Source organism: Shewanella sp. 10N.286.52.E4, from assembly GCF_041468785.1.
GTDB classification, from domain to species: domain Bacteria; phylum Pseudomonadota; class Gammaproteobacteria; order Enterobacterales; family Shewanellaceae; genus Shewanella; species Shewanella electrodiphila.
Genome location: NZ_JBFRJJ010000004.1, coordinates 124218 through 136015 on the forward strand (window position 1 = coordinate 124218; position 11798 = coordinate 136015).

At 42.8% G+C, this 11798-nt stretch carries 8 protein-coding genes; all 8 read right to left on the bottom strand.

Annotated elements, in window-relative coordinates; translation table 11 throughout:
* Positions 1-36: 36 nt before the first annotated feature.
* Positions 37-3261, bottom strand: a complete 3225-nt coding sequence (gene carB / locus AB4153_RS01960) for a carbamoyl-phosphate synthase large subunit (RefSeq protein WP_248954916.1) — start codon at positions 3259-3261, stop codon at positions 37-39.
* Between the two features lie 27 nt (positions 3262-3288).
* Entirely contained in the window at positions 3289-4446 is a 1158-nt protein-coding gene (gene carA, locus AB4153_RS01965; protein ID WP_102526886.1) for a glutamine-hydrolyzing carbamoyl-phosphate synthase small subunit, read from the bottom strand.
* A 181-nt stretch (positions 4447-4627) separates the two neighbouring features.
* Positions 4628-5440, bottom strand: a complete 813-nt coding sequence (dapB, locus tag AB4153_RS01970; RefSeq protein WP_102526885.1) for a 4-hydroxy-tetrahydrodipicolinate reductase — start codon at positions 5438-5440, stop codon at positions 4628-4630.
* Between the two features lie 52 nt (positions 5441-5492).
* The gene (locus AB4153_RS01975) at positions 5493-6107 is read right to left on the bottom strand and encodes an FKBP-type peptidyl-prolyl cis-trans isomerase (protein ID WP_102526884.1); all 615 of its coding nucleotides are present in this window, start codon (positions 6105-6107) and stop codon (positions 5493-5495) included.
* A gap of 101 nt (positions 6108-6208) precedes the next feature.
* Positions 6209-7006 carry a M48 family metallopeptidase gene (locus tag AB4153_RS01980; RefSeq protein ID WP_371996172.1) on the bottom strand — a complete coding sequence of 266 codons (798 nt, stop codon included), beginning with the start codon at positions 7004-7006 and terminating at the stop codon, positions 6209-6211.
* Positions 7007-7166: 160 nt separating this feature from the next.
* Positions 7167-8408, bottom strand: a complete 1242-nt coding sequence (locus AB4153_RS01985; RefSeq protein ID WP_371996173.1) for a DEAD/DEAH box helicase — start codon at positions 8406-8408, stop codon at positions 7167-7169.
* 143 nt (positions 8409-8551) lie between these two features.
* The gene (dnaJ, locus tag AB4153_RS01990; RefSeq protein WP_102526881.1) at positions 8552-9685 is read right to left on the bottom strand and encodes a molecular chaperone DnaJ; all 1134 of its coding nucleotides are present in this window, start codon (positions 9683-9685) and stop codon (positions 8552-8554) included.
* 87 nt (positions 9686-9772) lie between these two features.
* The gene (gene dnaK / locus AB4153_RS01995; protein ID WP_229368967.1) at positions 9773-11692 is read right to left on the bottom strand and encodes a molecular chaperone DnaK; all 1920 of its coding nucleotides are present in this window, start codon (positions 11690-11692) and stop codon (positions 9773-9775) included.
* Positions 11693-11798 lie beyond the last annotated feature (106 nt).

The following is an 11798-nucleotide window of genomic DNA, read 5'->3' on the forward strand; positions in this document are numbered from 1 at the left end:
GCCTTTTTAATCAAATCAGCAATAAATTAATCAAAATTAATTTTTAGCGATTCTTTCATGTAGTTCTTGTACAGAACTCACGTTATTTCTGTCATCAGCCGAATGCGCCATACAAGTAGCAAAGGCAGCATTTAGCGTCGTTGTGTAGTTCACTTTGTAACGTAGTGCACCACGACGAATTTGACGAGAATCTTCAATCGCTTGACGCCCTTCTGTCGTATTGATGATGTAAGTGTATTCACCATTCTTAATACGGTCGAGAATATGTGGACGGCCTTCGTGTACCTTATTAACGAGACGAGGATTAATACCCGCTTCGCCTAAAATAACTGCAGTACCGTGAGTTGCGTCAATTTGATAACCCAACTCAATTAGCTCAGCAGCAAGTTCAGCGACGCGTGCTTTATCACTGTTACGCACAGAAATTAATGCACGGCCTGACTTAGGCACTTCAGCTGTAGCACCAAGCTGCGCTTTAGCATAGGCTTCAGCGAATGTGTCACCCACACCCATTACTTCACCCGTTGAGCGCATTTCTGGGCCAAGCATTGGGTCAACACCAGGGAACTTGTTAAATGGCAATACCACTTCTTTCACTGAGAAATATGGTGGGATCACTTCTTTAGTAAAGTTTTGCGACGTTAAGCTTTGACCCGCCATAACACGAGCAGCAATCATCGCTAGTGGAATACCAGTTGCTTTAGACACGAATGGCACTGTACGTGCAGCACGCGGGTTAACTTCAATCATATAGATTTCGTCATCTTTAACCGCAAACTGAACATTCATCAAACCAATTACGCGTAATTCCATTGCCAATTTAGCAACTTGCTCACGCATACGGTTTTGCACATCTTCACTTAAGCTGTACGGCGGCAGTGAACAACCAGAGTCACCAGAGTGAACACCGGCTTGTTCAATGTGTTCCATGATTGAACCAACAACCACGATTTCACCATCACAAACAGCATCAATATCAATTTCAATCGCGTTATCTAAGAAGCGATCAAGCAATACTGGAGAAGAGTTCGACACGCTAACAGCTTCATTAAAGTAGCGACGTAAATCTTGCTCGTCATAAACGATTTCCATCGCGCGGCCACCCAATACATATGATGGACGAACAACTAATGGGTAACCGATACGTGCAGCTGACAGTACCGCACCTTCAACCGTTGTCACAGTATCATTTTCAGGTTGCTTCATTTCAAGACGCTGAATCGCTTGTTGGAAACGTTCACGGTCTTCTGCACGGTCAATAGCATCTGGGCTTGTACCAATAATTGGCACGCCTGCAGCTTCTAAAGCACGAGCAAGTTTAAGTGGTGTTTGGCCACCGTATTGAACAATCACGCCTTTTGGCTTTTCAATACGCACAATTTCAAGTACATCTTCAAACGTAACCGGTTCAAAGTACAAGCGGTCAGATGTATCGTAATCAGTTGATACTGTTTCTGGGTTGCAGTTAACCATAATGGTTTCGTAACCGTCTTCACGTAATGCTAATGCAGCGTGAACACAACAGTAATCAAACTCAATACCTTGACCAATTCGGTTAGGGCCACCGCCAAGAATCATGATTTTGTCGCGCGTTGAAGGCAGAGCTTCACATTCTTCTTCGTACGTTGAATACATGTAAGCGGTATCTGTAGCAAATTCAGCAGCACAAGTATCAACACGCTTATAAACAGGGTGCATACCGTAGCTATCACGAATTTTACGCACTTCAGTTTCACTCACACCCAAGATTTCAGCTAAACGTGAATCGGCAAAACCTTTGCGTTTGAGCTTAAGTAAGAATTCTTGGTTAAGACCAGACATGCCCACTTCTGAAACTTTTGCTTCTTGAGCAATTAAGTCTTCAATTTGAACTAAGAACCAATGGTCAACATTAGTCAGTCTGAAGATTTCATCACGGCTTAGCCCAGCGCGGAATGCATCGGCAATGTACCAAATACGGTCACAACCAGGTTCTTTCAATTCGTGACGAATTTGCTGCATGCTTTCTGGCAATGAAATATCAACAACAGAATCAAAACCGTTACGACCGACTTCTAAGCCACGCAGTGCTTTCTGTAATGACTCTTGGAAAGTACGGCCAATCGCCATCACTTCACCCACTGACTTCATTTGCGTAGTTAAACGGTCATTAGCGCCAGCAAATTTCTCGAAGTTAAAACGAGGAACTTTAGTCACAACGTAATCAATTGCAGGTTCGAATGATGCTGGAGTGCGACCGCCAGTAATATCATTCATTAATTCATCAAGTGTAAAGCCTACAGCGAGCTTCGCAGCGATTTTAGCAATCGGGAAACCGGTTGCTTTAGAGGCTAATGCAGATGAGCGAGAAACACGCGGGTTCATCTCAATGATGACCATACGTCCTGTATTTGGACAAATACCAAACTGAACGTTTGAACCGCCGGTCTCAACACCAATTTCACGTAATACTGCTAAAGAAGCATTACGCATTAATTGGTATTCTTTATCCGTCAATGTCTGCGCAGGTGCAACTGTGATTGAATCACCAGTGTGAACGCCCATCGCATCGAAGTTTTCGATAGCACAAACGATAATACAGTTATCGTTACGGTCACGAACCACTTCCATTTCGTACTCTTTCCAACCAATTAGCGATTCATCAATCAATAATTCGCTAGTTGGAGAAAGCTCAAGACCTTGAGAACAAATATCCTCAAACTCTTCTTTGTTGTATGCGATACCACCGCCACTGCCACCCATGGTGAAAGATGGACGGATAATACAAGGGAAGCCAACTTGGTCTAATACGCCGTGTGCTTCTTCCATTGTATGAGCAATACCAGCACGAGGACATTCAAGACCAATGGCTTTCATTGCAGTATCAAAACGACTACGGTCTTCAGCTTTATCAATTGCGTCAGCTGTCGCACCAATCATTTCAACGTTAAATTCTTTTAGTACGCCTTCAGCTTCTAGCTGAAGAGCACAGTTAAGTGCAGTCTGACCACCCATGGTAGGCAAAATCGCATCAGGTTTTTCTTTAGCGATAATATTGCGAACCACTTCCCAATGAATCGGCTCGATATAAGTTGCATCGGCCATTTCAGGATCGGTCATGATCGTGGCAGGGTTAGAGTTAACTAAGATAACTCGATAACCTTCTTCACGAAGCGCTTTACACGCTTGAGCACCCGAATAGTCAAATTCACACGCTTGACCAATGACAATTGGTCCAGCGCCTAGGATTAGAATACTTTTAATATCAGTACGTTTTGGCATTGCTTCTATCTTCTCCGAGTGACCTAACTATTTAGCGTTTGAACGAGATTGCTCAATCAATTCAATGAAATGATCAAACAGCGGTGACGCATCGGTCGGTCCAGGGCTCGCTTCAGGATGGCCTTGGAAACTAAACGCAGGTTTATCAGTAAGGTGAATACCTTGAAGTGAACCATCAAATAATGACTTGTGGGTCACTTTGATGTTCGCTGGTAGTGTAGCTTCATCAGCAGCAAAACCGTGGTTTTGGCTGGTGATCATCACATTACCTTTCTCAATATCGCTCACAGGGTGGTTAGCACCATGATGACCAAACTTCATTTTCAAGGTTTTAGCCCCTGATGCTAATGCAAGCAACTGGTGACCTAGACAAATACCAAATACTGGAATATCAGTTTTTAGTATTTCTTGAATGGCAGTGATAGCGTAATCACAAGGCTCTGGATCGCCAGGACCATTTGATAGGAAAATCCCATCAGGATTCATCGCTAATACTTCTGCAGCTGATGTTTGGGCTGGTACTACTGTCACATCACAACCACGGTCAACTAACATACGTAAGATGTTACGTTTGATGCCGTAATCGAAAGCGACAACTTTATATTTAAGTTCTGATTCTGGAGTCTCATCAGGTAAACCACCGACTAAACGCCAGCTTGCTTTACGCCATTGATAAGTAGACTCGGTAGTGACTTCTTTTGCTAAGTCCATACCTTTTAAACCAGGGAATGCCTTCGCTGCAGCTAATGCTTTAGCTTCATCGATATCGCCGACCATAATACAGCCGGCTTGCGAACCTTTTTCACGTAAAATACGGGTCAATTTACGTGTATCAATATCCGCGATACCCACAACATTATTCGATTTTAAATAATCGCTTAATGACTGCTGGTTACGAAAGTTGCTGGCTAATAGAGGTAGATCTCTAATGATAAGACCACAAGCATGAACTGAATCAGATTCTGTATCTTCATCATTCGTACCGGTATTACCAATATGAGGGTAAGTTAAAGTTACGATCTGGCGAGAATATGACGGATCCGTTAAAATCTCTTGATAGCCTGTCATTGAAGTATTAAAAACTACTTCACCAACAGTGAGTCCATCGGCACCAATTGCTGTGCCAGAGAATACGGTTCCATCTTCGAGTACGAGTAAGGCAGACTGTGTCAACGCGACCTCCAAAAAAAAGAGCCAAGCCACTGAAATTATTTGTATTTAATTTTTACAAATCTACCAATTTACGAAATTTTGGCAAATTCCAGCGATTTTATATGAATTAAGTTAAAGCGTCTATGCTTAGTTATTTTATTTTGGGAAAATTTATTTCCAAAAAAAAAACCACCGAAGGTGGTTTTTTTAAATATTAATTGAGTCCTAACACTTGCTGCATGTCGTATAAGCCTGAATCCTGATCGGATAACCAATAGGCTGCACGCATGGCACCATTAGCAAATGTCATTCGACTGGTCGCTTTATGAGTTATTTCAACTCGCTCACCGATATCGGCAAACATCACGGTATGATCGCCAACAATATCACCAGCACGAATAGTAGAAAAACCTATGGTATTTCTATCACGCTCGCCAGTCATACCTTCACGACCATAAACTGCGCACTCTTCAAGATCTCGGCCAAGGGTATCAGCAATCACTTCACCCATTTTTAACGCCGTACCAGAAGGTGCATCCTTTTTAAAACGATGATGCCCTTCAGTGATCTCAATATCAGTGTAATCGCCCATGACTTTCGCGGTTAGCTCTAATAGTTTCAGCGTTAAGTTAACGCCTACAGACATATTAGGAGCAAACACAACAGGTGTTTGCTCAGCAAACGCATTAATCATCTCTTTTTGAGCATGATTAAAACCTGTCGTACCAATCACAATCGCCTTATTATTTTTTGAACACCAATCAAGATGCACAAGCGACGATTCTGGAGAGGTAAAATCAATTAATACATCAAAATGTTCTGATGCTATGTCTAATGAATCTGTAATCGCAACATTCATAGTACCCACGCCAGCCAACTCACCAGCATCAACACCAATCAGTGTAGAACCTGTGCGTTCAACTGCGGCACCTAAATATATCATGTCATGTTGCTTAGCAGCTTCAATCAATGTGCGACCCATACGGCCACTGGCACCAACAACAGCGACTCTTACTTTTGCAGTCATGTATTTCTCCCAGTGATACAAAAACGCCTAAGTTAAACTTAGGCGTTAATCATTAAACGATTTCTAACAATTCAACTTCAAATACCAACGCCGAGAATGGCGGGATTGAAGCACCAGCACCACGTTCGCCGTAAGCTAAGTGTTGTGGCACGAATAATTTAAGCTTGGTACCAACTGGCATTAGTTGTAATGCTTCAGTCCAACCAGCGATAACACCAGAAACTGGGAATTCAGCTGGCTCGCCACGAGCAACAGAACTATCGAATACTTCACCGTTGATGAAAGTACCATGGTAATGAGCACGAATTGTTGAATCAAGAGTTGGTTTCTCACCTTCACCTTGAGCGATAACTTCGTACTGAAGACCAGACTCAGTCACAGTAATACCGTCACGTTTAGCATTTTCAGCAAGGAAGTTTTCGCCTTCAGCTGAAGCAGCTGCAGCAGCTTCTTCTTGAGCAGCTTGTAAACGACGGCTGATTTCAGTGAAAGCCACTTGTAAGTCTTCCATTGCAACAGCGCTTTCTTTACCTGCAAACGCATCCGCTAGACCAGCTTGTACTGCAGGGATATCGATACCTTCGAAAGAGTTAGCAGCTAGTTGCTCACCCATTTGACGACCTACACCGTAACTTGCTTGCTGTTCCATTGTGTTGAACTCTGACATAACGTATTTACTCTCAATTCATCAGTTAAAATTTGCGGGGCAGTTTAGCACACTTTATAACGCTATGGGCGCTAATCTGCGATGATAATGACTATTTTTCATTAGCCTTTTTTACATTGTGTTGGGGACTGTTTTTTTGCCGCTTGATATAAAGGGGTCACCTTAGTTTGTAGCGCTTGTAAATCAGATATACGGCTTGAGTGAGATGGATGAGTAGAGAACAATTCCGGCCCTTGCTCACCGCCAGCTTTCGCCATGTTTTGCCATAAAATAACACTCTTGGCTGGATTGAAACCTGCCTTGGCCATTAACTCTAAACCGAGTTCATCCGCTTCACTTTCTTGATCTCGACCAAAAGGTAATAAAATCCCTACCTGCGCGCCAAGCCCTAAGCCTGCCATATACATGTCTTTATTTGAAACACCACCAGCGCCTAGCGCTACATCCGCTAATTGCATGCCAGTATTGGTCATTTGAGCACGAGACACTTGCTCATTACCGTGTCTTGCCAATACATGTGCCACTTCATGCCCAATAACCGTTGCTAGCTGGTCTTCATCGCTTGCAACAGTTAACAGGCCTGTGTACACCCCGATATGACCGCCAGGCAACGCAAAAGCATTGACTTGTTCAGAGTCAAATACCACGACCTCCCATAGCAAGGATTGATCAGGAAGCTCTGCGGTTATCCTGTCAGCAATGCAACTTACGTAAGCGATTTTCTGTTTATCTGTACTGACCTTTTGCTCTTTTTTCATCGCAGCAAACGATTGCCCGCCCATTTCTGTCATTTGTGTTTTATCAAATAACAGTACCTGACTTCGCCCCGTGGGTGACTTTGTCGTTGCACAACCTGCTAATAACACTGGAAGTAGTAATGTCAGAACTAGTTTTTTCATATTACATCCCTTTAAATATCTTGTTTACGCGTTAAGCCTATCTAATTGCAATTATTTTAAACTATTCCACCCGTTGATTGCACCTTTAGCCAGTTACAGTTACAGCTACAGCTACAGCTACAGTCCATTGCAATATTACAGTCCACTTTCAAATTCAGTATCAGCGTACCTGCTTCTTACTAAATTGACTGGCACTGCGTTTTTTAGCCGTCCGTCGATTAGCCTGTTTATCTTTAGGCGGCCTTTTACTATTAGGATCGATGGGTTTATCCGTTACGGGAAAGCCTTCGAGTTCACTTACCGGCACGGATAACTGGCTTAATTCGCGAATAGCATTAAGCCTTGGCATTTCAGCATGAGATATCAGAGATATTGCACAACCGCTTAACCCTGCTCGTGCAGTACGACCTATTCGATGAATGTACACAGCTGCTTGCTCGGGTAATTCAAAATTAATCACCACAGGCAATGCGTCAATGTGGATCCCACGAGCCATGACATCGGTGGCCACTAATACCGTTAACTGCTTTGCCTTAAATTGGTTCAAAGTATCTGTACGTAATGCTTGGTCTTTATCGCCATGTAAGGAAGCCGCTGTCAGTTTTGCTTTATGTATCTTCTTACATAAAGCATCAGCGTCACCTTTAGCATTCACAAACACCAACACTTGAGACCAGTTATTACGTTTAATCAGATCAATGACTGCTTTTGCCTTACTGCCCTTATTGATGTGATAAATGGTTTGAGTAATATCTTCAACCGCTGTATTAACCACATTAGCTTCCAGCCTAATAGCATCTCTAGCTAATATCTGCTGAGTAAATTGCAGCAAAGGTTCTGGCATGGTGGCTGAAAACAACAAGGTTTGTCTTGTGGGCATAAGTGCAATAAGTGACTTAATATCGGCGATAAAGCCCATATCTAATAAACGGTCAGCTTCATCTAACACTAGGTGTTCTAGTGTTGCAAAGTCCACAACACCTTGATTAACTAACGCCAGTAATCTTCCTGGCGTCGCAACAATCAGATTTGCAGGCGTTGATAAGCGTTCAATTTGTAGTTCTGTATCTTCGCCACCACATACCACCTCTACTCGAAGAGCTAAGTCTGCACCTAATCTAGATAAATCCCCAGCCACCTGCGTGGCCAACTCTCGGGTTGGCACAATAACTAAAGCCAATAGTTTCTGGCTCAGTTTCTGAATTGGCTTTTGACTCATACTATGCAAAATAGGTAAACCAAAAGCGTAGGTTTTGCCACTACCAGTTTGCGCTAATGCCATTACATCCTGCCCTTGGATGATTTTAGGTATTGTCTGCTTTTGAATCTCACTGGGTTTCAACACTGAAGCAGGTAAAGCATCGACGAGTTTAGGGTTAAGTGAAAATGATGAAAACGACATATGATTACGCCTAATTAAACATGTGAACTCATTGAATCACGCTTTTAATAAGTGCTCAACAAGGTGATTTTATTGCAATAAAAAAGGCTGTTTACCATAGGTAATCAGCCTTTCAAAATATCAGCGTAATGTGTTTACAACGATTAACTGTTTAAATCGTGAAAAAACTTTTTAACGCCATCAAAGAAACCTTCAGCTTTAGGGCTATGTTTCTTAGATTCGCCTGTCAACGTTGCTTCGAATTCACGCAGTAATTCTTTTTGCTTTTCATTCAGGTTAACTGGTGTTTCCATCACAACCTTACAAAGCAAATCACCGACTGCATGACTGCGAACTGATTTAACACCTTTACCGCGTAAACGGAACATACGGCCAGTTTGGCTTTCTGCTGGGATCTTTAAGTTCACTTTGCCATCAAGTGTTGGCACTTCAATTTCGCCGCCTAAGGCTGCTTTACTGAATGAGATTGGCACTTCACAATATAAGTTATTGCCATCGCGAACGAAGATATTATGTTCGCGTACCGTCACTTGTACGTATAAATCGCCTGGAGGTGCGCCAAATTCGCCCGCTTCACCTTCACCAGATAAGCGAATACGGTCACCCGTATCAACACCAGCAGGAATTTTAACTGATAATGTTTTGCTCTTCTCAACGCGACCTTCACCATGACATTTCTTACATGGGTCTTTAATGATCTTACCGCGACCATGACAAGTCGGACACGCTTGTTGAACAGCAAAGAACCCTTGGCGCATTTGTACTTGGCCTTGGCCATGACATGTGCCACAAGTCGTTGCAGAGGTGCCTTTTTTAGCGCCGCTGCCATCACAGGTATCACATGATGCGAGTGTAGGGATACGTAACTCTTTTGATAGGCCACGTACCGCTTCTTCAAGCGACAGCTCAAGGTTGTAACGTAAGTCACTGCCTCTAGCTGCTTGACGTTGACCACCGCCACGACGACCGCCACCAAAAATATCACCGAACACATCACCGAAGATATCACCGAAATCGCCAGCGCCACCATGACCACCGCCACCGCGGTTAGGGTCAACACCAGCATGACCAAATTGGTCATAAGCGGCTTTTTTATTGGCATCGGTTAGAATTTCGTAAGCTTCTTTAACTTCTTTAAAGCTTGCTTCAGCTTCTTCATCACCTGGATTACGATCCGGGTGAAACTTCATCGCCAAACGTTTATAGGCTTTTTTGACTTCTCGTTCACTAGCATCGCGACCGATACCTAGAACTTCGTAATAATCTCGCTTTGACATAATCTCAGTTTTCTCAAGCAGGTATTGTACGAACGGGCGTTAGAGATTTCTCTCAACGCCCGCCTGAAAGTTAACTAACTAATTAGTTTACTTTTTGTCGTCTTTTACTTCTTCAAACTCAGCATCAACAACGTCATCTTCAGGCTTAGCTTCTTGTGCATCTTGTGCAGGAGCTTCACCTTGTTGCGCTTGTGCATTCGCTTGAGCAATTTCCATTAACTTAGCTGACGCTTCCATTAATGCTTGAGTTGCTTTATCAATCGCTTCTTTGTCGTTACCTTGAGTTGCGGTATCAACTTCAGCCATTGCAGCTTCAATTTTCTCTTTTTCTTCAGCTGGTAGTGCTTCGCCAGCTTCTTCGATTTGCTTCTTAGTCGCATGAACCATGCCATCAGCTTGGTTACGCGCTTGAACTAGCTCTTCGAATTTAGCATCTTCGTCAGCATGTGCTTCAGCATCACGTACCATTTGCTCTACTTCTTCGTCACTTAGACCAGAGTTAGCTTTAATGGTGATGTTTTGCGCTTTACCGGTTTTCTTATCAGTTGCTGATACGTTTAAGATACCATCTGCATCGATATCAAAAGACACTTCAACTTGTGGTTGGCCACGTGGAGCAGGCTCAATACCTTCAAGGTTGAATTGACCTAAAGATTTATTGTAGCTAGCTTGCTTACGCTCACCTTGAAGTACGTGAATCGTTACTGCACTTTGGTTATCTTCAGCAGTTGAGAACGTTTGGCTCGCTTTAGTCGGGATAGTGGTGTTCTTCTCGATAAGCTTAGTCATTACGCTACCCATGGTTTCAATACCAAATGATAGTGGTGTAACGTCAAGTAACAATACATCTTTTACGTCACCAGAAAGAACACCTGCTTGAATTGCCGCGCCTACAGCTACAGCTTCATCAGGGTTAACATCTTTACGTGGCTCTTTACCGAAGAAATCAGTTACTGCAGCCTGTACCTTAGGCATACGAGTTTGACCACCAACAAGAATAACTTCGTTGATATCAGAAACTGATAAGTCAGCATCAGCTAGAGCAACTTTTAGTGGCTCTAAAGAACGTTGAATTAAGTCGTCTACTAAAGACTCTAACTTAGCACGAGTGATTTTAACCACTAAATGCTTAGGACCTGTTGCATCAGCAGTGATGTAAGGTAGGTTAACTTCAGTTTGAGTGGTGCTTGAAAGTTCAATTTTCGCTTTTTCTGCAGCTTCTTTAACACGTTGCATAGCTAGCGGGTCATTACGTAAGTCTAGACCTTGCTCTTTTTTGAACTCATCAGCTAAATAGTTGATTAGACGGTTATCAAAATCTTCACCACCTAAGTGAGTGTCACCGTTAGTTGCAAGTACTTCAAAAGTTTGGTCGCCATCGTTGCTATCGATTTCAATGATAGAGATATCGAAAGTACCGCCACCTAAATCGTATACAGCAACAACATTGTCGCCTTGTTTCTTATCGATACCGTAAGCTAATGCAGCAGCAGTTGGCTCGTTGATGATACGTTTAACATCAAGACCAGCAATACGACCAGCATCTTTCGTTGCTTGACGTTGTGAATCGTTAAAATATGCAGGAACAGTAATAACCGCTTCTGTTACTTCTTCACCTAAAAAGTCTTCTGCAGTCTTTTTCATCTTTTTCAAGATTTCAGCAGAAACTTGTGGTGGTGCCATTTTCTTACCGTGAGCTTCAACCCATGCATCACCATTGTCTGTACCAATGATTTTGAACGGCATGATGTCAACATCACGTTGAACTTCGTCATCTTTAAAACGACGACCGATTAAACGCTTAATCGCGAAGAAAGTGTTAGTTGGGTTGGTAACAGCTTGACGTTTAGCTGGTGAACCCACCAATGTTTCATCTTCAGTGTATGCGATGATTGATGATGTAGTACGTTCGCCTTCAGCGTTCTCAATTACGCGAGCTTTGTCGCCATCAAGGACAGCAACACAAGAGTTCGTTGTGCCTAAGTCAATACCAATAATTTTGCCCATGAGGATCTCCGAAATATAAATTTTAGTGTTTCTAAATTTGCTTATGGTTGTTGATATGGGGTCAGGATTTGTAATTTCAAGTCCTAATTTTTTAGCCTCTCATATC

Excerpts from the sequence above, each read along its gene's own strand:
- dapB (WP_102526885.1), bottom strand. The coding sequence starts at position 5,440 with ATGACTGCAAAAGTAAGAGTCGCTGTTGTTGGTGCCAGTGGCCGTATG.
- dnaJ (WP_102526881.1), bottom strand. The coding sequence starts at position 9,685 with ATGTCAAAGCGAGATTATTACGAAGTTCTAGGTATCGGTCGCGATGCT.
- carB (WP_248954916.1), bottom strand. The coding sequence starts at position 3,261 with ATGCCAAAACGTACTGATATTAAAAGTATTCTAATCCTAGGCGCTGGA.
- AB4153_RS01985 (WP_371996173.1), bottom strand. The coding sequence starts at position 8,408 with ATGTCGTTTTCATCATTTTCACTTAACCCTAAACTCGTCGATGCTTTA.
- dnaK (WP_229368967.1), bottom strand. The coding sequence starts at position 11,692 with ATGGGCAAAATTATTGGTATTGACTTAGGCACAACGAACTCTTGTGTT.
- AB4153_RS01975 (WP_102526884.1), bottom strand. The coding sequence starts at position 6,107 with ATGTCAGAGTTCAACACAATGGAACAGCAAGCAAGTTACGGTGTAGGT.
- AB4153_RS01980 (WP_371996172.1), bottom strand. The coding sequence starts at position 7,006 with ATGAAAAAACTAGTTCTGACATTACTACTTCCAGTGTTATTAGCAGGT.